Origin of the sequence: Pararhodobacter marinus, assembly GCF_003122215.1 — a bacterium.
Taxonomy (GTDB): Bacteria; Pseudomonadota; Alphaproteobacteria; order Rhodobacterales; family Rhodobacteraceae; genus Pararhodobacter; species Pararhodobacter marinus.
In genome coordinates, this window is record NZ_QEYD01000004.1 from 81,923 (window position 1) to 108,246 (window position 26,324).

A 26,324-nucleotide genomic window follows, 5' to 3' on the forward strand; every position below is an offset into this window, starting at 1 on the left:
GTCCGTGCGCCCTGAGAAGGAGTGGTAGACAGGCGTACGGGCAGGGGTAACGAATCCGCCACAGGTGAAAACCGTTGTGGATTCGTGACTTGCCCGGCGCCCCCCCATAGGTCTTGATCGTTCAGATAGCCTGGGGGGGCCTTGTTATGACCGAATCGACGGCCGCACGCGCGGCCGATGCCGACGCGCGTGGCGCGGCACAGCGGCGGATCTGGGGCTGGTGGTGGTTCGACTGGGCCAGCCAGCCCTATAACACGCTGCTGATCACCTTCATCTTCGGCCCCTATGTGGTGGGCGTGGTGGGCGACGGCTCGCGCGCGCAGGCGATCTGGGGCTACGGGATCGGCTTTGCCGGGATCCTGCTGGCCGTGCTGGCGCCGCTTCTGGGCGCTGTGGCCGACCGCTCGGGCAAGCGGATGGTCTTCATCTGGTTCTTTTCGCTGTGCTACGTGGTCGGCGCATGGGGGCTCTGGTTCTCGGCACCGGCGGATTTCAACATCTGGTACGTGATGCTGATGTTCTGCCTCGGTCTGGTCGGGATGGAATTCGCGACGATCTTCACCAACGCCATGCTGCCCGACCTCGCCCCGCGCGAGGAACTGGGCAAGGTGTCGGGCTCGGGCTGGGCCTGGGGCTATGTCGGCGGGCTGGTCGCGCTGATCCTGATGCTGACGCTGCTGGCCGAGGGATCGAACGGCACCACGCTGATCGGCATCGACCCGATCTTCGGGCTGGACCCGGAAACCCGCGAGGGCACGCGCTCGGTCGGGCCGCTGACGGCGTTCTGGTATGTCGTCTTCATGATCCCGTTCTTCTGGTGGGTGCGCGAGCCGCGCAAACCCGACGCGGTCGGCATCGGCACCGCCATTCGCGGCGCCTGGCCGGAACTGAAATCGACCCTGGCGGGTTTGCCTGCGAACCGCAGCCTCTTTGCCTTTCTCGGATCCTCGATGTTCTACCGCGACGCGCTCAACGGCGTTTACACTTTCGGCGGCATCTATGCCGCCGGCGTGCTGGGCTGGAGCGTGGTGCAGGTGGGCATCTTCGGCATCCTCGCTGCCGCGACCGGCGCGCTGTTCGCATGGCTGGGGGGCAAGGCCGACAGCCGCTTCGGCCCCAAACCCGTCATCGTCTTCAACGTCGTGGCGCTGGCCCTGACCGCGCTGGCCATCGTTTTCGTGTCGCGCGATTCGGTCTTCGGCATCGCCGTGACGCCCGACTCGTCGCTTCCTGACATCGCGTTCTATGTGCTGGGCGCTATTGTCGGTGCCGCGGGCGGCGCAATGCAATCGGCGTCGCGCACCATGATGGTGCGCCAGGGCGATACCGACAAGATGACCGAAGGCTTCGGTCTCTATGCCCTGTCGGGCAAGGCGACCGCCTTCCTGGCGCCGCTGTCGATCGGCATCGCCACCGACCTGTCGGGCAGCCAGCAGATCGGCATCCTGCCGGTGACGGCGCTGTTCATGCTGGGTCTCGTCCTTCTCGCTTTCGTCCACCCCGAAGGGTCCAGCCGCAAAGAGGTGCCCGCATGAAACGCCTGTCGCTTTTGCTGGGGGCATTGGGTCTTGGCGCCTGCGTGAGCAGCAGCGCCATCGATCCGGCCATCGCCCAGCAACTCGCCAACCAGTTGTTCGGCGCGGCGACGCGCGGCACCAGCGAACCGGCGCAGGTTTACGGCTCTTACGCGCGGGGCTGCGGCGACGGCTTCGTTCAACTGCCCGAAACCGGACCGACATGGCAGGCGATGCGCCTGTCGCGCAACCGAAATTGGGGCCATCCCGAGATGATCTCGTTTATTCAGGATCTCAGCCGTCAGGCGGTGCAGATCGGCTGGAACGGGCTTTATGTCGGCGATATCAGCCAGCCGCGCGGCGGGCCCATGACCTCGGGTCATGCCAGCCACCAGATGGGGCTGGATGCCGATATCTGGATGCTGCCGCCGGGGCGTCTGGATCTCAGCCGCACCGAGCGTGAAAACCTGTCCTCGGTCAGTGTCCGGACAGAGGATCAGCGCGGGCTGACCAGCCACTGGACGCCGCAACATGCGCAGGTGCTGCGGGCGGCGGCGTCCGATCCGCGGGTCGACCGGATATTCGTCGCCGCGGCGGTGAAGATCGAGATGTGCCGCACGGCCACCCCGGCCGATACCGCGTGGCTGCAGCGCATTCGCCCGATTCAGGGACACAATTACCACTTCCATGTCCGGCTGCGCTGCCCAGCCGGGTCTCCGTCATGCGAAACGCAAAGCCCGACCGTGGCCGAGCTGTCGAATGGCGGCAATGCGTGCGACGACACCCTCATGTGGTGGGTGACGGATTTCCTGAACCCGCCGCGCCAGACTGAGCGCCCTGCCGAACCCGCGGAACCGACGCCCCGGCGTCGCCATCCGCGGGAATTTGTCATGGCTGACCTGCCCCGCCAATGTTCGGAAGTTGTAACCAGATGATCGCTGCCCGCTCTCTCATCGCTGCCCTCGTGGGGGTCGCCCTCGGCGGCGCCGTCCTGCCCGCCGGTGCCCAGACCTCGTATTCGCAACGCGCGCGCGCTCAGACCGAGTCCGGGCATACCCAGTCGCATCCCGACACCTATTATGCCGGCGTGGTTCAGCACCAGCCCGCCAGCATTCCCGCCGCTCAGGTCGTGGCGCGTTACCGGATTCCGCTGATGTCGGGGGGCATCAACGATTTCTCGGGGATCGCCACCAGCGACGGCACCAATATCTACATGGTCTCGGATCACGGCTTCATCGTCGCCGCGCGCCTGCAGCGCGGCTACGGGCAAAGCATCGACGGGATGCAGATCCGTCAGGTTGCGCTGTTGCGCGGCGAGGACGGGCGCCCGCTGTCGGGGTCTTTGCGCGATGCCGAGGGTCTGAGCATCGGCCGCGATGGCGCCTTCTACGTGTCGTTCGAGCAGCACAACCGCGTGCTGCGCTATCCGTCGCTGGGTTCGGCGGCACAATCGACCGGCATGCATCACGATTTCGAACGCCTGCGCGCGGGAAGCGGGCTGCAATCGGTGGCGGTCGACCCCTCCGGGCGCATCTATTCGATCCCCAAACGCGCGGCGCGGGCGACCTATGGCTTCCCGTCCTACATGTACACCAACGGAAGCTGGACAGGCGCTTTCCGCATCCCCTCGGACGGGCATTTCTATCCGGTGAGCGCGGATTTCGGACCCGATGGCGCGCTCTACATTCTGGAACAGGAAAGCGCGGGACGGGGCTATCGCAGCCAGGTAAGGCGCTTTCGCGTGAACGGGCAGGCGATTTCCGAGGGGCAATGGGTCATGCGCTCGGAATACAACCAGTTCGGGAACCTCGAAGGACTTGCGGTGTTTCGTGACTGGAACGGGCGTATCCGGCTGCTGATGGTCTCGGACGACGATCTGCAGCGGGGGCCTTCGGAACTGATCGACGTGGCCGTCAACCGCTGAGCGCCGAGCGCGGGCTCGTGGATTGCAACCGCGCCGGACCGTTCCCATCTTGATGGGCATGGATCGCAAGGGGCAAGAACGTGACTGACACGAAAGGCGCCGTTGAGCCGGCCGTCCCGGTTCTGTGGCTGTTGGGCAAGACCGGGGCGGGAAAGACATCGCTTGTGCGCGCGCTGACCGGCGCGGGCGAGGTCGGCAACGGCTTTGCCCCCGGCACGCAGGACGCGACAGTCCACGATTTCCCCGCCGCCGCGCCTGCCGTGCGGTTCCTCGACACAAGAGGGCTGGGCGAAGCCGGGCACGAGGCCTCGGGCGACGTAGCGGCGGCGCAGCGCATGGCGCAGGCGATCCTTGCAGTGGTGCGGCTTGACGATCCGGTGCAGGCGCCGGTCACCGACATCCTCAGGCGGACGAAGCTTCCGGTGCTGCTGGTCCTGACCGGCGCCGACCTGGTCCCCGATCCGCAGGCGCAACTGCGCGCGCGCGCTCATCTCACCGAGCTGATCGGGCGGGAGCTGCCCTCGGTCACGCTGGCCATGCCGCGCGAGGGGCTGGTGACGGGGCTCGAGGATCTTCTCGACGCGCTCGACAGCTTCCTTCCCCGTGCCGCCGCCGCGCTGCGACGCGCAGACGAAGCGCGCGCCTTCCAGCGGATGCGCAAGACGGTGGTGCGCTACGCGGCGCTGGCGGGGGCGACCGATGTCGTGCCGATTGCCGGGCTGGCCACCGTTCCCGCGACGCAGGCCGCGATGCTGAAAGCGCTGGCGCAGGCCCATGGGGTCGATCTGACGCCGACGCGGATGGGGCTGCTGGCCTCGGCGCTGGGGATCGGCTCGCTTGCGCGGATGGGCGCCGCGTTGCTGGCCCGGCAGGGGGCAAAGCTGCTGCCGGTCGCGGGCCAGACCGTGGGGGCCGCCGCCGCTGCGGGGGCAAGTTTCGCCACGACCTACGCGCTGGGCCGCGCCGCCTCGGCCTGGCTTTACGGCGTGGCACACGGGGCCGAGCCGGATAGCGCGACGCTGCGCAGTCTCTACGATCAGGCGCTGAAAGGCGCGCGCAATGACGCTGGGTGAACGGCTTCGGCATACGCTGCTGCGCTGGGACAAGCTGGGACTTGCCGCCATCCTTGCGCTGCCGCTGACGCTGTCGATGCTGCTGGGCTTCCTGTATCTGCACGAACACGGCTATCTTCTGTGGTTCGCGCTGGGCACGGCCTTGTTCTACGCGGGGTTCCGGGGCGCGGTCTTCGTGGCCCGCTGGCGTACCCGCGCGGCGGGCGAGAGGGTCCCGCGCGAGGTCGAGGGCCCCAAGCCAGACCCGGAATGGACCGAGGCCGAGAAAGCTGCCTTCGCCCGCGCCCGCGCCCGTATCGACCGCCGCCTGTCCGAGCCGATACCCTGGGCCACCCTGCCCGCCGAGGCGCTGAGCGTGGTCGAAGAGGTCGCGACCGACCTGTCAGACGGCCGCCGTTCGGCGCTGGACTTCACGCTGCCCGAGGCCTTGATGCTGGTCGATCAGGTCGCGCTTCGCTACCGCGCCTTCCTGCTTGAACACGTCCCCTATTCCGACAAGCTGTCAGTGCGCACGATGCACTGGCTGTGGCGCAAGCAGGACGCGGCGCTCAGCGCGTGGGAAACCGGCTTTCTGGCCTGGCGCGGGGTGCGGCTGGTGATGAACCCCGCCGTGGGCCTGCTGCGCGAGGCCGAGCGTGTGCTGGCCACCGGGCTGCAGGACCGGCTGACCGACAAGTTCCGCCGCGATGCGCAGGCGATCTTGCTGGAAGAAAGCGCGCAGGCGGCAATCGACCTCTATAGCGGGCGGCTGAAGGTCAGCGAACAGGACCTCACGCGGCTGGGCGCGCGCGTCACGGTGCCCGATGCCAGACCCGAAGGCGCGGTGCAGATCGTCATCGTCGGCCAGACCTCGGCGGGGAAATCGACGCTGCTCAACGCCCTTCTTGAGGAAGACAGCGCCGAGACGGATGCCGCGCCCACCACCGAGGCGGCCTCGGGACACATGACGGAAAGCGGCGTGCGGCTGATCGATACGCCGGGGCTCGACGGCACCGACCGGATGGCGCGGGCGATTGCGGCGCAGATGGTCGCGGCCGATCTGGTGATCTGGGTCCACCGCGCCAATCGCCCGGGCCGCGCCGCCGATACCGCGCTGCAGGCGGCCTTTGACGCGGCGATGACGCGCGATCCCGCGCGCCGGCACCCGCCGGTGATCCATGTCGCGAACGCGGCCGACCTTCTGTTGCCCGGTTGGCCCCGCCCCGAGAATACCCTGACGGCAGAGGATCGCGCCACGCTCGACGCCGCTGCCGGGGCCATCGCGCAGGCGATGGGGCCGGCGGTCGATCCGCGTGCGGTGATCCCGATCCGGGCCGAGGCGCCGGATTGGAACATCGACGCGCTTGACGCGGCGATCGACGCGGTCCTGCCCGAAGCCCGCATGACCCGGCGCAACCGGCTGCGTCTGGAAGGCGCGGCGGGCCAGGGGCTGCGCGGCAACCTGACCCGCGCCCGGCGGGGCGCGGGCGCACTGGTGCGCGCGCTGGGCAGCCGCTGGCGCTAGTCCGAAGCGGCGGCCCGGCTCAGAGCACGAAGTCGAACTGCCGGTCCAGGGGCAGCTCCCGGGCCCGGGTGCCGGTCAGCGCGAAGATCGCGTTGGCCAGCGCCGGCGCGGCCGGCGGCGTTCCCGGCTCGCCGACGCCGCCCAGATGCGGGTTGGTTTCCAGCACCTGAACCTCGATCCGGGGCGCGCCCGAGATCCGCAGGCCGTCGGTATCGGGGAAGTTCCACTGCTCGACCATCCCGTCCGAGACGGTGATCTGCCCGTGCAATGCCGCCGACAGGCCGAAGATCAGCCCGCCCTCCATCTGCGCGCGCAGGTTCAGCGGGTCCAGGGCGATGCCCGGGTCGCAGGCGATCCAGGCGCGGGCGATGCGGATCGCGCCGTCCTGATCCTCGACTTCGATGACCTGAGCAACCGGCGTGCCGAAGGACCACACCATCGCCACGCCCAGCGCGCGGCCCGATGCGCGGGCGTTGTCCCAATCCGACATCGCGCGCACGGCCTCCAGCACCCCCGCCGCGACCGCGCTTTCCGGGCGCACAAGGTCAAGCCGGAACTCCATCGGGTCGCGACCGGCGGCATGGGCCAGCTCGTCGATGAAGCTTTCGTGGATGAAGCCGTTATGGCTGGCCCCGACCGAGCGCCAGAAACTGACGGGGAAGTCCATCTCGGCGGTGTAGCCGCGCACGCGGTAGCTGGGAATCGCGTAGGGCTGGTCGAACAACCCTTCGACCAGCGCGCGGTCGGGACCACCCACCGGAATGTCGAAGAGACGCGGCGCGACCTGGGCGGTCATGCCCTGTCCCGCGATCCGGGCATCGAGCTGTTTCGCCGTGCCATCGGCCACCACGCCGCGCAGCCGGGCGATCACGCCGGGGCGGTAGAAGTCATGCGTCATGTCCTCTTCGCGCGACCAGATCACCTGTACGGGCACGCCGGGCATCTGCCGTGCCACCCGTGCGGCCAGCTCGGAATAGTCGGATTCGCCCCGTCGCCCGAAACCGCCGCCCATGGCCGTGGTGTGCACCGTGACCTGTTCGGGCTCGATCCCGGCGCCGCGCGCGGCGGTGCGTTGCTGGACAAGAGGCGCCTGATTGGGTGACCAGAGCGTCAGCCTGCCGTCTTCGAACAGCGCGGTGGCGTTCATCGGCTCCAGCGGCGCATGGGCCAGATAGGGCAGGCGATATTCGGCGGTGATCTCGGTGCCGTCCTGCGCCTCGGGGCCATCATCGCGCATGGTCGAGTTGGGGCTGTCGTCGAACGCCGCTTCGATCCGGGCAAAGATCGCTTCGGTCGTGTCGGGATAGGGGGCCGGGCCCCAGTCACAGTCGACCGCCTGAGCGCCCTGCATCGCCGCCCAGCTGTTGCGCGCGACAACGGCGATGCCGCCGTCGATATCGAGCACCTGCTCGACGCCGGGAATGGCCAGCGCCGGGGCCGGGTCGAAGCCGCGCAGGCCGCCGCCCAGCCGGGGATTCATCCGCAGGCTGGCGAATTTCATGCCCGGCAGGCGCGTGTCGATGCCATAAGCCTGCGTGCCCGTGACCTTCGCCGCCATGTCGCGGCGCGGCTGGTCCTTGCCCAGAAGCCGCCAATCTGCGCGCGGGCGCGGCTCGGTTTGTGGCGGCTCTATCCGGGCGGCGGCTTCGGCCAGTTCGGCATAGGGCAGGCGGGTGCCGTCGGGCGCGACCACGGCGCCGGCTTCGGTGCGCAGGCGGTCGGCGGCCACGCCCAGCCGCTCGGCCGCGGCGAGCTTCAGCGTCTCGCGGGCCGAGGCCCCGGCAAGGCGCATTTTATCGAACCCGTCGCGGACCGAGGTGGAGCCGCCGGTGATCTGGGTGCCGAGGAACCGTCCCCCGGCATTGCCGACGAAGGCCCCGACGGTGCGCATCCACGAGGATTTGTTGTATTCCGCCCCCGGCAACGCCGATTCCATCATCGCCGCGTTGTAATAGGCGACCGAGGCCGGGCCATGCGCCACGCGGACGCTTTCCCAGTCGACATCCAGTTCTTCGGCCAGCAGCATCGCCAGCGTCGATTGCGCGCCCTGTCCCATATCGGCGCGGCCGCTGATCGCGGTCACGCCGTCCTGATCGATCACCAGAAAGGCGTTCAGCGCCGATCCTTCTCCGGGGTCCAGCGGGTTGGGGATCGGCTGGCGCAGTTTGTAGATCCCGAAGGCCACGCCCCCGGCGATGGCGGCCGAGGCGACAAGAAAGCTGCGGCGGGTGATGGTTCCGAGACGGCTCACAGCACCTCCTCCCGCATCTGGGTGGCGGCGTCGCGGATCGCCGCGCGGATCCGGCTATAGGTGCCGCACCGGCACAGGTTGCCGGACATCGCGGCGTCGATCTCGTCATCGGTCGGATCGGGGTTCTGCGACAGAAGATCGGCGGCCTGCATGATCTGCCCGGACTGGCAATAGCCGCATTGCGCCACCTGGTTGCGCAGCCATGCCGCCTGCAGCGCGTGCATGGCATCGGGCGTGCCCAGACCCTCGATCGTGGTCACGTCGCCCCAGACATCGCCCAGCGCCACCTGGCAGCTGCGCATCGCCTCGCCGTCGATATGCACGGTGCAGGCCCCGCAGGACCCGACGCCGCAGCCGAACTTGGTGCCGGTCATGCCCAGTTCGTCGCGCAGGATCCACAACAGCGGCGTGTCGTCCGGCGCGTCGATCCGGTGATCGCTGCCGTTGATGGTCAATGTCGTCGCCATGAGGGTCCCCGCGCTTCGAATCATCTCTCCTGACACTATGGTCGAAAAATGTCAGTCTGTAAATTGACAGTTTGAACGGAAAGTGTCATCGCTTCCGGATGAAGTCTGTCGTCCCCGATCCCCTGTCCGCCGAAGATGCCGATCCGCGCCGCGCCGCCATCCTGACGGCCGCGACCGAGGTCTTTGCCCGCTACGGGTTCAAGCGGACCTCGATGGAGGATATCGCCTCGGCGGCGGGTCTGTCGCGCACGGCGCTTTACCAATACTACCGCAGCAAACAGGACATCTTCCGCTCGCTGGTGGGCTGGTATTTCGGGCAGGTGGTCACCCGTGTCGAGACGGCGCTGGAACCCGGCCTGCCACCTGAGCGGGCGCTGGCCGCGGCCTTTGCCGCCAAGCTGGGACCCGAGATGCGGCTGTTGCTGGACAGCCCGCATGGCGAGGAACTGATGGATGGCGGGTTCGATGCGGCGTCGGACCTGGTGGCCGAGGGCGAGCGGCGCGTCGCGACACTGCTGGAGCAGTGGCTGCTGAACGAAGCCGGGGCAGGGCGGATCACGCTGCCCGATGACGACGCGGCGGCGCTGGCGGCGATGATGGTCGCGGCGTTGCACGGGCTGAAGATGACGCCGGGGATCGGCTACGATCCCCTTCTTGCGTCGATGGGCCGGCTGGCCGCGCTGTTCGGGCGCGGCCTGAGGCCGTAGGCGTCCGAAACGCCGCTCGTCAGAGGATCGACACCCGCGTGCCGATGGTGACGCGGCTATAGAGGTCGATGATTTCCTGGTTGATCATCCGGTAACCGGCCGAGCTTGGCGTGCCGGTGGACGACAGCGGCGTGCCGTGAATGCGGATGCCCCGATCGGTGGCGCTGGCCATCGAGCGCAGCGCCAGCGAGCGTGCGCCCAGCGGATAGCTGGGACCGGCGGGCGCCGGCATCGCGCCGTCATCCGCCGCAACGGTGCCCGCAGGCGCGGCAGGCATGGCGGCGGGCGCCGCCATCGGCATGCCGGGGACCGAAGGCTGCGTGAGCGGCCATTCTTCCATCTCGAAAATCTCGGTCTCCCCGTGATATCCCAGCGCATCGCGGCCCACGGCGATGGAATAGCGCAACGCGTAAGGTCCGCGCAGGGTCAGGTAGAGCGCGCCCTCGTCAGGGTCGATGACGATCCGCCCGGCTTCGAGCTCGGGGTCGTAATCGACCAGCCGCCGCCGTTGCGACACGGGCAGTTCCTCGGGCAGGACACCGGGAATGGTGCGCCCGCCATCGAAAACCGTCCCGTAATCGACCGGCTGCAATTCGGGCGGCTCGTCCGACATGACGCAGCCCGCAACGGGAACAAGGGCTAGACCGGCCAGCAGGGCGCGGCGGGACAGATCGGGCATGGTGGGCTCGCTGGTTGGTGGCAGACGCGAAAGCGGGGCGCCCGGATACCGGACCCGAAAGCCGGGCGCCGGTGCCGGGGCACGGGACGAAAAACACGGCCCGTTGATGCCATATCCGGCGCGGGAAGGCCAGACTCGCCTGTGTTACAAGGCGATCAGAGGTCGGTGAGGTGCGGGAAACTGTCGCGCCGCCGGGCAGGGGCTCAGCCGTTCGCCTTGGCCGTGCCGACAGGCTTGCGGACGGGGCGACCGGCATAGGTCTTGCTGCCGACCTTCACCACGACCAGCCCCGAGGCGGTGGTCCGCACGAAGGTGCCCTGAATGCTCAGATGGTTGCCGATCATGATGGTCTTGAACATGCTGCGCCCTTTCGTTCGTGACAGATTTTTGCCACAATCTGCGCGGCGTACGCCAGAAAAAAGACACAATTCTCGTTCGGTTTCAGAGGGTTGCGGGCCTGACTGTTTTGCAATGAGAAACAGTATGCCGGATCGGTCGCAATTGACCCCGTACGACCTACAGCCAGTCGCGCAGGATCGGCACAAGCGGGACATCCGCCGCCGGCATCGGGTAGTCGCGCAGGTCCTTTGCGCGGACCCAGGCAAGCCTCTGCCCTTCGCGCGGGGTGACGATTCCCTCCCAGCGGCGGCAGGCAAAGAGCGGCATCAGCAGGTGGAAATCGTCGTAACTGTGGCTGGCGAAGGTCAGCGGCGCGAGACAGCTGCGCCAGGTTTCGATCCCGAGTTCCTCGTGCAACTCGCGGATCAGCGCGGCTTCGGGCGTTTCGCCGGGCTCGACCTTGCCGCCCGGAAACTCCCACAGGCCCGCCATCGACTTGCCCTCGGGCCGTTGGGCAAGAAGCACGCGGCCATCGGCATCGATGAGCGCGACAGCAGAGACGAGAAGGGTTTTCATGCGCGGACCTTTCAGGCCGGTCGTTCGGGTGAAGGCCCCGGGGGGCTGTCTGCCCCCCGGACCCCCCGAGGATATTTATCGAACAAAGACGGGACGTTCAGGATCTGTTAACCAGGATCAGGACCGGTAATCGGCGTTGATGTCGATATAGCGATGCGTCAGGTCGCAGGTCCAGATCGTCGCCTTGCCGTTCCCCATGCCCAGATCGACCCCGATATCCAGGTCTTCGTTCTGCATGTAGGCAGCTCCGTCTTCTTCGCGGTAATCCGGGTCGACCAGGCCGGCGGTTGCGACGGTGATGTCGCCGAAGGTGATGCCCAGCCGGTCGCGATCGGCCGCGGCGCCGGATTTGCCCACCGCCATGACGATGCGGCCCCAGTTGGGATCCTCGCCGGCGATGGCGGTCTTGACCAGCGGCGAATTGGCGATGGCCAGCGCGCAGCGCCTGGCATCGGCGTCGTCGGCCGCGCCGGTTACGGTGATGCCCACGAATTTCGTGGCTCCTTCGCCGTCGCGCACGACCTGATGCGCGAGGTTGAGCATGACCTCGCCCAGCGCGCGCTCGAAGGCCTTGGCCTCGGCCGAGCGCATGTCCTCCAGCGCCGGGCCCTGCCCGGTGGCGGCAACCAGAAGCGTGTCCGAGGTCGAGGTGTCGCTGTCGACGGTGATGCTGTTGAAACTGCTGTCGGTCAGGCGGCTGACGAGGCTTTGCAGCTGTTTCTGGCCGATTTTCACATCGGTGAAGATATAGACCAGCATCGTCGCCATGTCGGGGGCGATCATGCCCGAGCCCTTGGCGATACCGGCGATGCGCGCGGTCTGGCCGTTGATCTCGACCTCGGCCATCGCGCCCTTGGGATAGGTATCGGTGGTCATGATCGCGCGCGCGGCATCGGGCAGCGTGGCGGGCGACAGGTCGGTGACCAGCCCGTCGAGCGCGGCCTCGATCCGCTCATGCGGCAGCGGCTCGCCGATCACCCCGGTCGACGAGGTGAAGACGCGGTTCTCGGGCAGGCCCAGCCTGGCGGCCACGGCAGCCGAGAGCGCATTGACCGATTCCCGGCCGCGGGCGCCGGTGAAGGCGTTGGAATTGCCGGAATTCACCAGGATCGCGGCACCTGTGGATTCGTCCCCCTTGCCCAGCTTCGCCTGGCAATCGAGCACCGCCGCCGAGCGCGTGGCCGAGCGCGTGAAGGTGCCCGCGATCACGGTGCCGGGGGCAAGCCGGGCCAGCATCACATCGGTGCGGTTCTGATAGCGCACGCCCGCCTGCGCGGTGGCAAGTTCGAGACCCGCGATTTCGGGCAGCACGGGGAAGCCGTCTTTCGGCGCCAGCGGCGAGACGACCGAGACCTTGGATTTGGCGACGAGCGGAACGGAGGCCAGACGGGCCTTCAGCGCCTTGGCGCGGGCTTTCCACTTCCGGGCCTTCAGCTTGTCGGTTTTCTGTTTCTCCGGCTTCCCGGCTTTCTTGGTCTTCTTGGCCATCGGCCCTGACTCCTTGGAAAGGCAAAGGCCCGCACCCCGGAAGGGCGCGGGCCGGTTCGGCGCCGAGAATACGGTGCCGGGGTTTACTCGTCCAGCAGGCTCACATTGCTGAGCGCGGAGGGATCGACGCCTTCGATATCCATCTCGACCTCGGTGTTTTCACGCAGGCCCTCGATATAGACGCGGGTGGCTTCGCGCTGGATTTCCTGGCTCAGCTCCATCTGCACCTCTTCCTGCGCGGGAACCTCGGCGGTGCGGGTCTCGAACAGCTTGATGACATGCCAGCCGAAGCGGGTCTGCACCGGCTCGGACACCTGGCCGGGTTCGAGCGCTTCGACGGCGGCCTGGAAATCGGGGATCATCATGCCGGGCGCGAACCAGCCCAGATCGCCGCCCTGCTGGGCCGAGCCGTCGATCGAGAATTCCGCCGCGACAGCGCCGAATTCCTGGCCTTCGTCCAGCGCGGCCACGACCTGATCACGCTCTTCCTCGGTCCGCACGAGGATATGCGCGGCGTGGTATTCGGTCACCGGCTCGCCCTCGGCATATTCGGCGGCGAAGGTTTCATAGGCCGCGTTCAGGCTTTCCTCGGTCACCGCCTCGGTGGCGATGTCCTGCAGCACGGCGGCGGCGATGAAGTTGCGGGTTTCGTTTTCCAGCAGGACGCGCTGGCGGCTGCTCAGCGTGTCGGCATTGGCCTGCGAGACCAGTTCCTGCTCGACCAGCTGCTCGACGATGGCCGGAAACAGCGTCTCGTCGGGCACCTGCGCGAATTGCTCGGGCAGCTGCGCGCGCAGCGCGATGGCGTGGCCCAGCGTGATCTCGGTCTCGCCGACGCGGGCAAGCACGGTCGACGCGTCCTGCGCCGCCACGGGGAGGGCGAAAGCGGTAAAGATCGCGGTCGCCGTGGCAAATCGAGCGTTTTTGAACATGCAGAGCTCCTGAATCGCGTCCCTTCGGGTCGCTGTGATTGACACCAACATGACCGGCCCCTACATGCCAAGACGGTATAATTTAAGGGCTGGTCAGCCGCGCCCTGTTTAGGAAAGCAGCCGCCGACCGGCAACCCCGCCGGCGTTAACGGCCAGTCACACAAAGGCGAGCGGGAGAAATCATGTTGGGCCTCGGAACTGTCAGCCGGAAGATTTTCGGCACCGCGAACGATCGCAAGGTCAAGACCGTGCGACCGCTGGTGGCCAAGATCAACGCGCTGGAAGACGAGATCGCCGCGCTTGATGACGCGGGCCTGGTGGCCAAGACCGCCGAGCTGAAAGAGCGCTACCAGAAGGGCGAGAGCCTCGATTCCCTGCTGCCGGAAGCTTTCGCCAATTGCCGCGAAGCCGCGAAACGGGCCCTGGGCCTGCGCGCCTTCGACGTGCAGCTGATCGGCGGGATCTTCCTGCATCAGGGCAATATCGCCGAGATGAAGACGGGCGAGGGCAAGACGCTGGTCGCGACCTTCCCGGCCTATCTGAACGCGCTGTCGGGCGAAGGCGTGCATGTCGTCACCGTGAACGACTACCTCGCCCGCCGCGACGCCGGCTGGATGAGCAAGGTCTTCACAAAGCTGGGCATGACGACGGGCGTCGTCGTCCCGCACCAGCCCGACGAGGAAAAGCGCGCGGCCTATCAGGCCGACATCACCTATGCGACGAACAACGAGCTGGGCTTCGATTACCTGCGCGACAACATGAAGACCGATCTGGGTCAGATGATGCAGCGCGGGCACAACTTCGCCATCGTCGACGAGGTCGATTCGATCCTGATCGACGAAGCGCGGACGCCGCTCATCATCTCGGGTCCGATGGCGGATCGCGGCAATCTGTATGTCCGAGTCGATGCGCTGATCCCGTCGCTCCTGGACGAAGACTTCACGCTGGACGAGAAAGCCCGCACCATCACCTATACCGATGAGGGCAACGAGCATATCGAGCAGCTTCTGCGCGAGGCCGAGATCCTGCCCGAGGGGCAGTCGCTCTATGATCCGGAATCCACGACCATCGTGCACCACGTCAATCAGGCGCTGCGCGCGCACAAGATGCTGCACAAGGATCAGCATTACATCGTGCGCGACGGCAAGATCGTCCTGATCGACGAATTCACCGGCCGCATGATGCTGGGCCGCCAGCTGTCCGAGGGGCTGCATCAGGCCGTCGAAGCCAAGGAAGGTCTGCAGATCCAGCCGGAAACGGTGACGATGGCCTCGATCACCTTCCAGAACTACTTCCGCATGTACAAGAAGCTGGGCGGGATGACCGGCACGGCTTCGACCGAGGCGGAAGAATTCAAGGAAATCTACAATCTCGGCGTGGTCGAAATCCCGACCAACCGCCCGATCGCCCGTCTGGACGAGCACGATCAGGTCTACCGCACCGCGCGCGAGAAATTCGAAGGCATCCTCGAAGAGATCAAGCAGGCCAATGCCAAGGGTCAGCCGGTTCTGGTGGGCACGACCTCGATCGAGAAATCCGAGGAACTGGCGCAGATGCTGACCAAGGCCGGCATCAAGCATAACGTCCTCAACGCCCGCCAGCACGAGCGCGAGGCGCATATCGTCGCCGAAGCGGGACGCGTGGGCGCCGTGACAATCGCCACCAACATGGCCGGTCGCGGCACCGATATCCAGCTGGGCGGCAATGTCGAGATGCAGGTGCAGGACGCGCTCGAAGCCGATCCGAACGCCGACCCCGTGGCCCTGCGCGCGCGGATCGAGGCCTCGGTCGCGGATGAGAAGCAGAAGGTTCTCGATGCGGGCGGTCTGTACGTTCTGGCCACCGAACGGCATGAAAGCCGCCGGATCGACAACCAGCTGCGCGGCCGTTCGGGCCGTCAGGGCGACCCCGGGCGTTCGGTGTTCTTCCTGTCGCTGGAAGACGATCTGATGCGCATCTTCGGGTCCGAGCGGCTGGAAAAGGTGCTCAGCACGCTGGGCATGAAGGAAGGCGAATCGATCGTCCACCCGTGGGTGAACAAGTCGCTGGAGAAAGCGCAGGGCAAGGTCGAGGCGCGCAACTTCGATATCCGCAAGACGCTGCTGAAATTCGACAACGTGATGAACGACCAGCGTCGGGTGATCTTCGAGCAGCGGCTCGAGATTCTCGAAGCCGACGAGCTTGAGGAAACCGCGACCGACATGCGCCATGCCGTCATCGACGAGACGGTGGCCGAATACATGCCCAAGGGCAGCTATGCCGATCAATGGGATACCGAGGGTCTGGCCGCGTCGATCAAGGATCGCCTGAACCTGGACCTGCCGGTCGCGGAATGGGCGGCCGAGGACGGCGTGGATCAGGAGGTCATGCGCGAGCGGATCCTTGAAGCCTCGGACAAGCTGATGGCCGACAAGGAGGCCGCCTTCTCGGCCGAGACGATGCGGATGATCGAGAAGCAGCTTCTGCTCAACGTCATCGACACCAAGTGGCGCGAGCATATCGTCACGCTGGACCATCTGCGCTCGGCGGTGAATTTCCGCGGGCTGGCGCAGCGCGACCCGCTGAACGAGTACAAGTCCGAAGCCTTCGTCCTGTTCGAGCACATGCTGGCGGCTTTGCGCGAGGACGTGACGCGTCAATTGTCGCGCATCCGTCCGCTTTCGCCCGAGGAACAGGCGCAGATGCAGCAACAGATGGCGCTGCAGACGGCCGCCGCGCGCGACGATGGCAGGCTGGAGACGCCGATGGCTCTGCCGCGTATCGGCGGCGGGGCCGCAGCCCCGGCAGGCGGAGCCGCCGCGGGCGCCACCGCGCTGGCCGAGCCTGCGCCCGCCGGAACCCCGCGCGAAGGCTTCGACGAAAACGATCAGGCGACCTGGGGCAATCCCGGGCGGAACGATCCCTGCCCCTGCGGGTCGGGCAAGAAGTTCAAGCATTGCCACGGCGCGCTTGCCTGACAGCGCGACCGGAAAGTCGGCACGAAAACGGGGCCCGCGGGCCCCGTTTTGCTGTCGCGAACCCCGTGCGCAATTGCGCGGAATGCAACGGATTTGCCGCGAAACCACCCATCGGGTGCCCAAAAGCTGCCCGGTTTCAAAGGGATTTTGGGCTCAACCAGACCTGAGTGGAGTCCGCCATGAACCGCGTGCGAATCGTCGCTTTAGCTGCCGTCACGCTCGGTGCCGTGGTGACTGCCGGGACCAAGTTTCAGCAGGCCCAGCAGGACCAGGGATCCGAGGCGGCTGCGGAACTCAACCGTGCCTCGGTCGTGCCGGTCGATGGCGAGCGCAACACGCCCCCGGCAGGCCAGCAGCGGGCGGACGCGACCGGGGGATCGGTGCCGTCGCTGATCGGCGATACCTACACCGCCACCCCGCCGGTCACGGCCAGCGACACCGCACCCCAGGACAGCATGACGGATGACAGCGTGCGGATCGCCCGCGCAGACGAGGCGGTCGCGCCAGGGGCCACGCCCGGCACGGGACGCTCCGACACGCCCCTGACCGAAGCCCTGAACGCCCAACACGATACACGTCCCGCGGAACAGCCCTCGCCCGCGATGCAGGCGCCCGAAGCGGCCCCTCTCGACCCCGAGCTGGAGGCCGAGCTTGCCGCCTGTGCCGTGTGGCTGGTTGTCACGCCCTCGGCCGGCGCGATGCTGGAAACCAGCGTCTACGCGCCCTGCGACGGCGGCGCGCATGTGATCCTGTCGCATTCGGGGCTCAGCTTCGATGCCACGCTGGGCGAGGATGGCCAATATCTGGCGCAGATCCCGGCCCTGACCGAAGAGGCGAGCGTCAGCATCGCGTTTCAGGACGGACGGGTCGAGCATGATCGCACCGAAGTGCCCGATCTGGCCGACGTCGAGCGCGTGGTCCTGCAATGGGACCAGCCGGCGGAATTGCAGCTCAATGCCTACGAGTTCGGCGCGCGCTATGGCAGTGCGGGCCATGTCCATGCTGGCGCGCCGCGCACGGCGGGTGTGTCGGATCAGGGCTTCGTCACGGTTCTGGGCGATCCGCAGATCCCCGGTGGCCAGCTGGCGCAGGTCTACAGCTATCCGCGCGGCGAAACCCCGCAGACCGGGACCGTCACGCTTGAAATCGAAGTCCCCGTGACCGATGCAAGCTGCGGCCAGTCGATCACCGCGCGCACGATCGAGGTTCATGGCACCCGCTCGGCGCAGATCCGCAACATGCAGCTCGACATGCCCGATTGCGATGGGGCGGGGGGCTTCGTGGTTCTGCCGGGGGTCTTGCCCGACCTGCAGATCGCGCAGACGGATCAACAGTCGAACTGATTGTCCGCCGCCATGGCTCCGGGCGGCCCCTGTCCGATGGCGGGCCGGGCTGTCGCCCCGCAACGCGGCGCCTAAAGCAAGCCATTGGCCCGAAAGCTGTATTCCTGCGACTTGCCGATGATCAGGTGATCGTGCAGCACCACGGACAGCGCCGAGGCTGCGTCGTGTACGCGTCTGGTCAGGGCGATGTCCTGATCGCTGGGTGTCGGGTCGCCGGTTGGGTGGTTGTGCACAAGGATAAGCGCCGAGGCATCAAGATCCAGCGCCCGTTTGAGCACTTCGCGCGGATAGAGCGGGACATGGTCCACCGTTCCGCGCCCGAGTTCTTCATCCGCGATCAGGCAATTCTTGCGGTCGAGATATAGTACGCGGGCATGTTCCACGCTGCGATGCGCCATGATCGTGTGGCAATAGTCCAGCAGCGCGGTCCAGGACGAGATGACCGGCCGGTTCAGCACCTTGGCCCGCGCCAGTCGCCCGCCCACTTCCTGCGCGACCTTCAGCGCCACCAGCACCGATTCGCCCACGCCTTCGACCTTGCAGAGTTGGGTTTCGGGCGCGGTGACGACGCCGGCGAGATCGCCAAAGCGCGCCATCAGCGCATGGGCCAGCGGTTTGACGTCGCCACGCGGCAGGGCGCCGAACAACAGCAGTTCCAGCAATTCGTAATCCGGGATGGCCGCGGCACCGCCGTCCAGAAACCGCGCGCGCAGGCGTTTGCGGTGATCCTTGACATACGAGGGCAGGCGGCCGCCGGTGACGAGAACGGGGCTGGAAAACAGCGGCAGCGGCGGCTCTGACAGAGCGGTGTCGCGGGGATCGGCAGAGGGCGGGGCGGAACGGGGCATATGGCAAGGCTGCGCCCGGAGCCGTTGATAATTGGTTAACGGGACAAAGCGGACGCCGGAAATGAAAACGGCGCCCGTCGGGGCGCCGTTTTTGGTGCAGGATAGAGACCAGGGCGTCAGCCCTTCATGCCGTCCCAGAAGGTCTTGACCTTGCCAAAGAAGCTGCGGCCCTCGGGGTGGTTGTCTTGCGACAGTCCCTCGAATTCGCGCAACAGTTCCTTTTGCCGGCTGGTCAGGTTGACCGGCGTCTCGACGCTCAGCTCGATCATCATGTCACCATGACCCGCGCCCCTGAGCGCAGGCATCCCCTTGCCCCGCAGGCGCATCTGCTTGCCCGATTGCGCCCCCGCCGGGACCTTCACGCGCGAACGCCCGCCGTCGATGGTGGGCACTTCGACCTCGCCGCCCAGGGCCGCGGTGGTGAAGCTGACGGGTACGCGGCAATGCAGATCCATGCCGTCGCGCTGGAAGATCGAATGCTCGCGCACGTCGATGAAGATATACAGATCGCCCGCAGGACCGCCCCGCAGACCGGCTTCGCCTTCACCCGTCAGGCGGATGCGCGTTCCGGTCTCGACCCCGGCGGGGATGTTGACCGAAAGCTGACGCTCTTTCTCGACGCGCCCGGCGCCCTTGCAGCTGGAGCAGGGATTCTTGACGATCTGACCCAGCCCGCCGCAGGTGGGGCAGGTGCGCTCGACGGTGAAGAACCCTTGCTGCGCGCGGACCTTGCCCATGCCCGAACAGGTCGGACAGGTCACGGGTTCCGCGCCGCCCTCGGCGCCCGAGCCGCCGCAGGAATCGCAGGCCGCGAGCGTGGGCACGCGGATGGATTTCTGCACGCCGCCATAGGCTTCTTCCAGCGTCACGCGCAGGTTATAGCGCAGATCGCTGCCCCGGCTGGCGCGCTGGCGGGCATTGCCGCCGCCGCGTCCGCCCATGAAGTCGCCGAACAGGTCTTCGAACACGTCCGAGAAGGACGCGCCGAAATCGCCGCCGCCGCGCGGACCGCCGCGGGCGCCGGCGCTGGCCCCCATTCCGCCTTCGAAGGCCGCGTGACCGAACCGGTCATAGGCTGCCTTCTTGTCGGCATCCTTCAGGACATCATAGGCCTCGTTCACTTCCTTGAACTGGGCCTCGGCGTCGGGATTGTCGGCGTTGCGGTCGGGGTGAAGCGCCTTGGCCTTGGTCCGGTACGCTTTTTTCAGCTCGTCGGCCGAGGCGCCGCGGGCGACGCCCAGGACCTCGTAGTAATCGCGTTTGGCCATTCGTGGACCTCGCTGTCAAAGGCAAGGCCCCGGCACGGGTTCTTCCGGCCGGGGCCCCGCGATGGGTTCACGTGTCAGCCACGACGCTTGTTGTCGTCGAGATCCTCGAAGTCGGCATCGACGATATCGTCATCCACCGAGCGCGGCTCGTCATCGCCCGAGGCTTCTTCGCCCTCGGCCTGTTCCTGCTGCGCCTTGTAGATGGCTTCGCCCAGCTTCATCGAGGCGTCGCGGACGTTGTTGATGCCCGACTTGATCTTGTCGGCGTCGTCGCCTTCCAGCGTGTCGCGCAGCGCCGCGATGGCCAGTTCGATCGCCTCGACCGTGGTCGGATCCACCTTGTCCTTGTACTCGGCCAGCGATTTCTCGGTCGAGTGGATCAGGCTTTCGCCTTGGTTCTTGGCTTCGACCAGCTCCTTGCGGGCCTTGTCGGCGTCGGCATTGGCCTCGGCGTCCTTGACCATCTGCTCGATATCCGCATCCGACAGACCGCCCGAAGCCTGGATCGTGATCCGCTGCTCCTTGTTGGTGGCCTTGTCGCGGGCCGAGACGTTGACGATGCCGTTCGCGTCGATGTCGAAGGTCACTTCGATCTGCGGCATGCCGCGCGGCGCCGGCGGAATCCCTTCCAGGTTGAACTGGCCGAGGATCTTGTTGTCGGCCGCCATCTCACGCTCGCCCTGGAACACGCGGATGGTCACCGCGTTCTGGTTGTCCTCGGCGGTCGAGAAGACCTGCGATTTCTTCGTCGGGATCGTCGTGTTGCGGTCGATCAGGCGGGTGAACACGCCGCCCAGCGTCTCGATGCCCAGCGACAGCGGCGTCACGTCCAGCAGCACGACGTCCTTGACGTCACCCTGCAGAACGCCGGCCTGAATGGCCGCGCCCATCGCGACGACTTCGTCGGGGTTCACGCCCTTGTGGGGCTCCTTGCCGAAGAACTTCGTCACTTCCTCGATCACGCGGGGCATGCGGGTCATACCGCCGACCAGCACGACCTCGTCGATATCGCCCTTCGACAGGCCGGCATCCTTCAGCGCCTGCGCACAGGGCTTCATCGACTTCGTGATCAGGTCGCCGACCAGCGATTCCAGCTTCGAACGGGTCAGCTTCATCACCATGTGAAGCGGCTGGCCGGTATTCTTGTCCATCGAGATGAACGGCTGGTTGATTTCGGTCTGCTGGCTGGACGACAGCTCGATCTTGGCCTTTTCCGAGGCTTCCTTCAGGCGCTGAAGGGCCATCTTGTCGAGGCTCAGGTCGACGCCGTGCTCTTTCTTGAACTCGTCAACGAGGTAGTTGACGATCCGCATGTCGAAGTCTTCACCACCGAGGAACGTGTCGCCGTTGGTGGATTTCACCTCGAACAGGCCGTCGTCGATTTCCAGAATGGTGATGTCGAAGGTCCCGCCGCCAAGGTCGTAGACGGCGATCGTCTTCGTTTCTTTCTTGTCCAGGCCATAGGCCAGCGCGGCCGCGGTCGGCTCGTTGATGATGCGCAGCACTTCCAGGCCGGCGATCTTGCCGGCATCCTTGGTGGCCTGACGCTGGGCGTCGTTGAAATAGGCGGGCACGGTGATGACCGCCTGCGTGACGCTTTCACCCAGATACGATTCGGCGGTTTCCTTCATCTTCTGCAGGATGAAGGCCGAGATCTGGCTGGGCGAATAGTTTTCGCCGCGCACTTCGACCCAGGCGTCGCCATTGCCGCCATCGACGATGTTGTAGGGGACAAGGTTCTTGTCCTTGACCACCTCGGCATCGCCCACGCGGCGGCCGATCAGGCGCTTGACGGCATAGACGGTGTTGGTGGGGTTGGTGACGGCCTGCCGCTTGGCGGGCTGGCCGACGAGGCGTTCGTTTTCGGTGAAACCGACGATCGACGGCGTGGTGCGCGCGCCTTCCGAGTTCTCGATCACGCGGGCGGCCGAGCCGTCCATGATCGCGACACAGCTGTTCGTCGTCCCGAGGTCGATCCCGATGACTTTGGCCATGATGAAGTCCTCTTTCCTTCGGCGATGTTGTGGGGTGGCGATCCCATCAGGCTTCGTCACCCCGATCCCAGAACCGGGCCCCGAGGGGTCATCCCGGCTTCGAGGGCTATATAGGGAGGGGGCTTGCACGCTGCAAGCGTCGGCGCGGTGCCAATTTCACAAGTATTTCGCGTCTTATCCGGTGAATTGCGCGATCACGACCGGAAGCGTCAGCACGCTCAGCGCCGTCGAGATCAGGATCGCCGCCGAGACCCGCGTGACGCAGACATCGTAGTGCTGGGCAAGGATATAGACATTGCCCGCGACCGGCAGCGCGGCGGCGCAGATCAGCACGCCCGCGGCGAAGGGATCGACGCCGAACACGAACAGCGCCGCGCCCCCCACGGCCAGCGGATGCAGCACCAGCTTGGCCCCGCTCAGCCAGCCCGCGACGGTCAGGCGCTCGGCCCGGCTCTGGGTCAGGCTGGCACCGATGGCGAACAGCGCGCCGGGCGTCGCAGCGGCCCCCAGCAGCGTGAGCGTGGCATCGACCGGCCCGGGCAGGGGATAGCCCGTGGCGGACCACAACAGGCCCAGCCCCATCGACACGACCATAGGGTTGCGCAACAGTCCCATGCCGATCACGCGGGGCAGGTCGGGCGACAGCCGCCCTTGCCGGGCCAGCGTGATGATGATGGTCAGCAGGCTGGAAAACACGATCAGGTCGACCGACAGCACCAGCAGCACGGTTCCCGCCGCCCGGTCGCCCAGGATCAGCACCAGCATCGGCACGCCCAGGAAGCCGGTATTGCCGATGATGGCGGTATGAGCCTCCATCACCGCCTCGGTCAGCGGGCGCAGCCGGACAAAGGCGACGCCCAGCGTGATCAGGTACAGAAACGCGCAGCCCCACAGATAGGCGGCAGCGGCGCGAGGTTCGAAGATATCGCCCAGCGACATGCTGGCGGAAAAGCCGAACAGCATCGCCGACAGCGCGAAGTAGAACACGAACTTGGTCAGCCAGGCCGTGGCCTCGGGCGGGAAAAAGCCGGTCTTCCCCGCGCCGTAGCCCAGGCCGATCACGGCGAAAAACGGAAGGGTCTGGGCGAAGACAGTCAGCATGGGGCGTGTCGGAGATGAAACGGCCCGCCTCGGAGGGGGCGGGCCGCGAGAGGGTCAGTAAAGCACACCCGGCAACCAGGTCACCAGTCCGGGGAAGATGAACAACGTGGCGATCGCCACGATCTGCAGCAGGACGAAGGGGATCGCCCCGCGATAGATCGTCCCGGTCGAGATCGAGCCCGGCGCGACCCCGCGCAGGTAGAACAGCGCGAAGCCGAAAGGCGGGGTCAGGAAGCTCGTTTGCAGGTTCACGCCCACCATCACGCCCAGCCAGATCGGATCAACGCCCAGCAGCAGCAGGGTCGGCGCGGTGATCGGCAGCACGATGAAGATGATTTCGAACGTGTCCAGGATGAAACCCAGGATGAACATCACCACCATGACGGCAATCATCGCGCCGATGGCGCCGCCGGGAATGCCGGTCAGGAATTCATGCACCAGGTCGTCGCCGCCCATCTGCCGGAACACCACCGAGAAGACCGAGGCGCCGAACAGGATGATGAACACCATGGCGGTGATCTTGGCGGTGCTGCGCACGGTATCGACGATGATCGACACCCGCAGACGCCCACGCAAGGCGGCCAGCAGCGTCGCGCCCACGGCCCCGACCGAGGCGGCCTCGGTGGGCGTGGCGATGCCGCCCAGGATCGAGCCCAGCACGGCGATGATCAGCATGAGCGGCGGCACCAGCGCGACGAAGATCTCGCGCGGCAGGCCGCGGCGTTCTTCGGGCGACATCGGCATCGCCGGGCAGCTTTCCGGGTCCGTCCAGGCCTTGAACAGGATGAAGCCGATATAGACGCAGACCAGAAGCAGGCCGGGGATGAAGGCCCCCGCGAACAGGTCGCCCACCGAGACCGCGCTGGGGGCGAAGTTGCCAAGGCTCATCTGCGCCTGCGCGTGCATCCCGGCGATCATGTCGCCCATGAAGATCAGCACCGTCGAGGGCGGGATGATCTGTCCCAGCGTGCCCGAGGCGCAGATCGTGCCGGTGGCAAGCTTGGGGTCGTAGCCCGCGCGCAGCATCGCCGGGAGCGAGATCAGGCCCATCGTCACCACGGTCGCGCCCACGACCCCGGTCGAGGCCGCCAAGAGCGCGCCCACCACCACGACCGAAATGCCCAGCCCGCCGCGCATCGAGCCAAACAGCTTGCCCATCGTCGACAGCAATTGCTCGGCGATGTTCGAGCGTTCGAGCATGACGCCCATGAAGATGAAGAGCGGCACAGCGACCAGAACTTCGTTGGTCATGTAGCCGGTATAGCGCCCGGCCAGCGCGCTGAAGTTCGACATGTCGAACACGCCCAGCGACAGGCCGATCAGCGCGAACAGGATCGAGGTCCCCGCCAGCGTGAAGGCGACGGGAAAGCCCAGCATGAGAAAGCCGATCACGCCCAGGAACATCAGCCCCGAGAGGATCTCACCGATGAGAACAAGGTCCATATGCGATCACTCCGGCGCGGCTTCGTAGCGGTAAGGTTCGGGCACCAGATCCTCGCGCCCCCGGATCACCAGGATCGAGCGGATCAGCATCGACACGCCCTGCAGCGCCAGCGTCACGGCAAAGACCAGGATGAAGGCCTTGACCAGATACAGCCCCGGCGCCCCGCCGGGATTGGCCGAGCCTTCCTGCAGCCGCCACGACCGGGCGACGAAGACATAGCAATAGGTCCAGACGACGAAGGCAAAGGGCAGAAGGAACAGGATCACCCCGATCATGTCGAGCCACGCCTTGCGCAGCTTCGAGGCCGGTCGGTAGAAGATGTCGACCCGGACGTGATCGTTGGTGTAAAGCGCGTATCCCGCGACGGCGGTGAACATCACGCCGTTCAGCCAGGGATACAGATCCTGCATCCACAGCCGGGTGGTCGAGAACAGGTATCGCTCGACCACGACCCAGAAGCAGACCAGAACGATGGCGAGCGCAAGCCATGAAAAGACGTTGCCGATCAGCCGGTTCACGCCGTTGATGGCGCGCATGATGGCGGAAAGACCGTTCAAGGGGACCTCCTGGATCCGGACGCGGATGACACGGCCCCGGGCTGGACGGGCGACCGCAGCGCCCGGGGGCCGGATTGCGAAAAGCCCCGCGCTCGGGCTGGCCGGGCGCGGGGCGGTCGTTTCGCCGGATTACAGGTCCGACGTGTCGAAGAAGCGCTGACGGGCCGTGGTGAACACCTGGTCGGTGCCCTCGGTCCGGGTGCGCATCAGCTTCAGCGCGTCGACGAAGCTGCGTGCGGTGCGCGCGGTCAGGTCGTCGTCCGAGGCCAGCAGTTCTTGGATCATTTCCTTCGACGCGTTGGCACCGGCTTCCACGATGTCGTCGGGGAAGGACGGGTGCGCGGTCACGCCGTGCTCGTTGACGATGGTCGCCAGCGCGCGCGGGTCGTTCGCCACGAAGTCCGAATAGACGTTCTCGTACTCGGCCTGGCAGGCCGCGCGGACGATCGCCTGAGTGCTTTCGGGCAGTTCCAGGAACTTCGCCTTGTCCACGGCCAGCTCGGTCGCAAGGCCGGGCTCGACGAAGGACGAGGTGTAGTAGTGCTTGCAGACCTGGTAGAAGCCCAGCGCGAGGTCGTTGTACGGCCCCACGAATTCGGCCGCGTCCAGCGTGCCCGATTGCAGCGCCTGGAAGATCTCGCCGCCGGCCATGTTGGTGACCGAAGCGCCGAGACGCTGCCAGACCTGACCGCCCAGACCCGGGGTGCGGAAACGCAGGCCCTGCAGGTCGTCGAGGCTGGTCAGCTCTTCGCGGAACCAGCCGCCGGTCTGGGTGCCGGTATTGCCCGACAGGAAGCCCATGACGCCGAACTGGTCGTAGACCTCGTCCCACATCTCCTGGCCGCCCAGGAAGCGCATCCAGGCCGAATGCTCGGCCGCTGTCAGGCCGAAGGGCACGCCGGTGAAGAACGACAGCGCAACCGACTTGTTCTGCCAGTAATAGGCGGCGCCGTGGCTCATCTCGGCGGTGCCGTCGATGACCGCGTCGAGCGATTGCAGCGCGGGCACCATTTCACCGGCCGAGAACACTTCGACGGTCAGCTGGCCGTCGGTCGCGGCGGTGATCCGGTCCGCCAGACGCTGGGCGCCGACGCCGAGACCGGGGAAGTTGCGCGGCCAGGTGGTAACCATGCGCCAGGTTGTGCGGCCCTGCGCGACGGCAGGGGCTGCGAGCGAGGTGGCAGCGGCTGCCGCACCGCCGACAGTCGACGCGCGCAGGAAAGAACGACGATCCATTTAGTCCTCCCATTGAGTTCGTTTGGTCTGAATTTTTGACCAAATCGTCCGTATGTCACGGCTCATGCACCGTGAGGCCCCGGATTGTCAATGTTAGCGAACAAAATCCGGGCCGTCGGCAT

At 66.6% G+C, this 26,324-nt stretch carries 22 protein-coding genes; 8 read left to right on the top strand and 14 right to left on the bottom strand.

Annotated features, from left to right (window positions below; translation table 11 throughout):
• Positions 1-146: 146 nt before the first annotated feature.
• The 5 genes from C4N9_RS07265 to C4N9_RS07285 all read left to right on the top strand — a co-directional run bounded on the left by C4N9_RS07265 (position 147) and on the right by C4N9_RS07285 (position 6,015).
• Positions 147-1,535, top strand: coding sequence for an MFS transporter (locus C4N9_RS07265; protein WP_109532654.1), 1,389 nt, complete (start codon positions 147-149; stop codon positions 1,533-1,535).
• Positions 1,532-2,449 carry a penicillin-insensitive murein endopeptidase gene (gene mepA, locus C4N9_RS07270; protein ID WP_109532655.1) on the top strand — a complete coding sequence of 306 codons (918 nt, stop codon included), beginning with the start codon at positions 1,532-1,534 and terminating at the stop codon, positions 2,447-2,449. Before C4N9_RS07265 ends, mepA begins: the two co-directional genes overlap by 4 nt.
• Positions 2,446-3,438, top strand: coding sequence for an esterase-like activity of phytase family protein (locus C4N9_RS07275; protein WP_168192151.1), 993 nt, complete (start codon positions 2,446-2,448; stop codon positions 3,436-3,438). The genes mepA and C4N9_RS07275 overlap by 4 nt, the downstream gene beginning before the upstream one ends.
• 80 nt (positions 3,439-3,518) lie before the next feature.
• On the top strand, positions 3,519-4,511 hold the full coding sequence (locus C4N9_RS07280; RefSeq protein ID WP_168192152.1) for a GTPase: 993 nt from the start codon (positions 3,519-3,521) through the stop codon (positions 4,509-4,511).
• Positions 4,498-6,015, top strand: coding sequence for a GTPase (locus C4N9_RS07285; RefSeq protein WP_109532658.1), 1,518 nt, complete (start codon positions 4,498-4,500; stop codon positions 6,013-6,015). The genes C4N9_RS07280 and C4N9_RS07285 overlap by 14 nt, the downstream gene beginning before the upstream one ends.
• A gap of 19 nt (positions 6,016-6,034) precedes the next feature.
• Here the strand turns inward: C4N9_RS07285 and C4N9_RS07290 are convergent, their stop codons facing one another.
• Complete coding sequence (locus tag C4N9_RS07290; RefSeq protein ID WP_109532659.1) at positions 6,035-8,266, bottom strand: xanthine dehydrogenase family protein molybdopterin-binding subunit; 2,232 nt, start codon at positions 8,264-8,266, stop codon at positions 6,035-6,037.
• Complete coding sequence (locus C4N9_RS07295; RefSeq protein WP_109532660.1) at positions 8,263-8,733, bottom strand: (2Fe-2S)-binding protein; 471 nt, start codon at positions 8,731-8,733, stop codon at positions 8,263-8,265. Before C4N9_RS07295 ends, C4N9_RS07290 begins: the two co-directional genes overlap by 4 nt.
• A 98-nt stretch (positions 8,734-8,831) precedes the next feature.
• On the opposite strand from C4N9_RS07295, the gene C4N9_RS07300 reads away from it, so the two are divergent.
• Positions 8,832-9,440, top strand: coding sequence for a TetR/AcrR family transcriptional regulator (locus C4N9_RS07300; RefSeq protein WP_109532661.1), 609 nt, complete (start codon positions 8,832-8,834; stop codon positions 9,438-9,440).
• Positions 9,441-9,459: 19 nt separating this feature from the next.
• Here the strand turns inward: C4N9_RS07300 and C4N9_RS07305 are convergent, their stop codons facing one another.
• The 5 genes from C4N9_RS07305 to C4N9_RS07320 all read right to left on the bottom strand — a co-directional run bounded on the left by C4N9_RS07305 (position 9,460) and on the right by C4N9_RS07320 (position 13,454).
• Entirely contained in the window at positions 9,460-10,119 is a 660-nt protein-coding gene (locus tag C4N9_RS07305) for a L,D-transpeptidase (protein WP_109532662.1), read from the bottom strand.
• 203 nt (positions 10,120-10,322) lie between these two features.
• Entirely contained in the window at positions 10,323-10,478 is a 156-nt protein-coding gene (locus C4N9_RS21845) for a hypothetical protein (protein WP_168192153.1), read from the bottom strand.
• A 157-nt stretch (positions 10,479-10,635) separates the two neighbouring features.
• On the bottom strand, positions 10,636-11,034 hold the full coding sequence (locus tag C4N9_RS07310; protein WP_109532663.1) for a (deoxy)nucleoside triphosphate pyrophosphohydrolase: 399 nt from the start codon (positions 11,032-11,034) through the stop codon (positions 10,636-10,638).
• Between the two features lie 117 nt (positions 11,035-11,151).
• On the bottom strand, positions 11,152-12,522 hold the full coding sequence (argJ, locus tag C4N9_RS07315) for a bifunctional glutamate N-acetyltransferase/amino-acid acetyltransferase ArgJ (protein ID WP_109532664.1): 1,371 nt from the start codon (positions 12,520-12,522) through the stop codon (positions 11,152-11,154).
• Positions 12,523-12,605: 83 nt separating this feature from the next.
• On the bottom strand, positions 12,606-13,454 hold the full coding sequence (locus tag C4N9_RS07320; protein WP_168192154.1) for a peptidylprolyl isomerase: 849 nt from the start codon (positions 13,452-13,454) through the stop codon (positions 12,606-12,608).
• Positions 13,455-13,636: 182 nt separating this feature from the next.
• Here C4N9_RS07320 and secA point away from each other — a divergent pair, with 182 nt between their 5' ends.
• The gene (gene secA / locus C4N9_RS07325) at positions 13,637-16,411 is read left to right on the top strand and encodes a preprotein translocase subunit SecA (protein WP_109532666.1); all 2,775 of its coding nucleotides are present in this window, start codon (positions 13,637-13,639) and stop codon (positions 16,409-16,411) included.
• Positions 16,412-16,590: 179 nt separating this feature from the next.
• Positions 16,591-17,754: a hypothetical protein gene (locus tag C4N9_RS07330; protein WP_109532667.1), complete on the top strand. Its 1,164-nt coding sequence runs from the start codon at positions 16,591-16,593 to the stop codon at positions 17,752-17,754.
• Between the two features lie 71 nt (positions 17,755-17,825).
• On the opposite strand, the gene radC is transcribed toward C4N9_RS07330, so the two are convergent.
• The 7 genes from radC to C4N9_RS07365 all read right to left on the bottom strand — a co-directional run bounded on the left by radC (position 17,826) and on the right by C4N9_RS07365 (position 26,202).
• A complete protein-coding gene (gene radC, locus C4N9_RS07335) occupies positions 17,826-18,602 on the bottom strand; it encodes a RadC family protein (RefSeq protein WP_109532668.1) in 777 nt (258 codons plus the stop codon).
• A 116-nt stretch (positions 18,603-18,718) separates the two neighbouring features.
• Positions 18,719-19,870, bottom strand: coding sequence for a molecular chaperone DnaJ (gene dnaJ, locus C4N9_RS07340; protein WP_109532669.1), 1,152 nt, complete (start codon positions 19,868-19,870; stop codon positions 18,719-18,721).
• A 74-nt stretch (positions 19,871-19,944) separates the two neighbouring features.
• Positions 19,945-21,864: a molecular chaperone DnaK gene (dnaK, locus tag C4N9_RS07345; protein WP_109532670.1), complete on the bottom strand. Its 1,920-nt coding sequence runs from the start codon at positions 21,862-21,864 to the stop codon at positions 19,945-19,947.
• 174 nt (positions 21,865-22,038) lie between these two features.
• Complete coding sequence (locus tag C4N9_RS07350) at positions 22,039-22,965, bottom strand: AEC family transporter (RefSeq protein WP_109532671.1); 927 nt, start codon at positions 22,963-22,965, stop codon at positions 22,039-22,041.
• Positions 22,966-23,019: 54 nt separating this feature from the next.
• A complete protein-coding gene (locus C4N9_RS07355; RefSeq protein ID WP_109532672.1) occupies positions 23,020-24,408 on the bottom strand; it encodes a TRAP transporter large permease in 1,389 nt (462 codons plus the stop codon).
• A gap of 6 nt (positions 24,409-24,414) precedes the next feature.
• Positions 24,415-24,966: a TRAP transporter small permease subunit gene (locus tag C4N9_RS07360; protein ID WP_109532673.1), complete on the bottom strand. Its 552-nt coding sequence runs from the start codon at positions 24,964-24,966 to the stop codon at positions 24,415-24,417.
• Between the two features lie 129 nt (positions 24,967-25,095).
• On the bottom strand, positions 25,096-26,202 hold the full coding sequence (locus C4N9_RS07365) for a TRAP transporter substrate-binding protein (RefSeq protein ID WP_109532674.1): 1,107 nt from the start codon (positions 26,200-26,202) through the stop codon (positions 25,096-25,098).
• Between the last annotated feature and the right edge of the window lie 122 nt (positions 26,203-26,324).

What these genes read in the sequence shown, in the direction of transcription:
- C4N9_RS07265 (WP_109532654.1), top strand. Translation starts at nt 147, where the DNA reads ATGACCGAATCGACGGCCGCACGCGCGGCCGATGCCGACGCGCGTGGC.
- mepA (WP_109532655.1), top strand. Translation starts at nt 1,532, where the DNA reads ATGAAACGCCTGTCGCTTTTGCTGGGGGCATTGGGTCTTGGCGCCTGC.
- C4N9_RS07275 (WP_168192151.1), top strand. Translation starts at nt 2,446, where the DNA reads ATGATCGCTGCCCGCTCTCTCATCGCTGCCCTCGTGGGGGTCGCCCTC.
- C4N9_RS07285 (WP_109532658.1), top strand. Translation starts at nt 4,498, where the DNA reads ATGACGCTGGGTGAACGGCTTCGGCATACGCTGCTGCGCTGGGACAAG.
- C4N9_RS07295 (WP_109532660.1), bottom strand. Translation starts at nt 8,733, where the DNA reads ATGGCGACGACATTGACCATCAACGGCAGCGATCACCGGATCGACGCG.
- C4N9_RS07300 (WP_109532661.1), top strand. Translation starts at nt 8,832, where the DNA reads ATGAAGTCTGTCGTCCCCGATCCCCTGTCCGCCGAAGATGCCGATCCG.
- C4N9_RS07305 (WP_109532662.1), bottom strand. Translation starts at nt 10,119, where the DNA reads ATGCCCGATCTGTCCCGCCGCGCCCTGCTGGCCGGTCTAGCCCTTGTT.
- C4N9_RS21845 (WP_168192153.1), bottom strand. Translation starts at nt 10,478, where the DNA reads ATGTTCAAGACCATCATGATCGGCAACCATCTGAGCATTCAGGGCACC.
- C4N9_RS07310 (WP_109532663.1), bottom strand. Translation starts at nt 11,034, where the DNA reads ATGAAAACCCTTCTCGTCTCTGCTGTCGCGCTCATCGATGCCGATGGC.
- argJ (WP_109532664.1), bottom strand. Translation starts at nt 12,522, where the DNA reads ATGGCCAAGAAGACCAAGAAAGCCGGGAAGCCGGAGAAACAGAAAACC.
- C4N9_RS07320 (WP_168192154.1), bottom strand. Translation starts at nt 13,454, where the DNA reads ATGTTCAAAAACGCTCGATTTGCCACGGCGACCGCGATCTTTACCGCT.
- secA (WP_109532666.1), top strand. Translation starts at nt 13,637, where the DNA reads ATGTTGGGCCTCGGAACTGTCAGCCGGAAGATTTTCGGCACCGCGAAC.
- C4N9_RS07330 (WP_109532667.1), top strand. Translation starts at nt 16,591, where the DNA reads ATGAACCGCGTGCGAATCGTCGCTTTAGCTGCCGTCACGCTCGGTGCC.
- radC (WP_109532668.1), bottom strand. Translation starts at nt 18,602, where the DNA reads ATGCCCCGTTCCGCCCCGCCCTCTGCCGATCCCCGCGACACCGCTCTG.
- dnaJ (WP_109532669.1), bottom strand. Translation starts at nt 19,870, where the DNA reads ATGGCCAAACGCGATTACTACGAGGTCCTGGGCGTCGCCCGCGGCGCC.
- dnaK (WP_109532670.1), bottom strand. Translation starts at nt 21,864, where the DNA reads ATGGCCAAAGTCATCGGGATCGACCTCGGGACGACGAACAGCTGTGTC.
- C4N9_RS07350 (WP_109532671.1), bottom strand. Translation starts at nt 22,965, where the DNA reads ATGCTGACTGTCTTCGCCCAGACCCTTCCGTTTTTCGCCGTGATCGGC.
- C4N9_RS07355 (WP_109532672.1), bottom strand. Translation starts at nt 24,408, where the DNA reads ATGGACCTTGTTCTCATCGGTGAGATCCTCTCGGGGCTGATGTTCCTG.
- C4N9_RS07365 (WP_109532674.1), bottom strand. Translation starts at nt 26,202, where the DNA reads ATGGATCGTCGTTCTTTCCTGCGCGCGTCGACTGTCGGCGGTGCGGCA.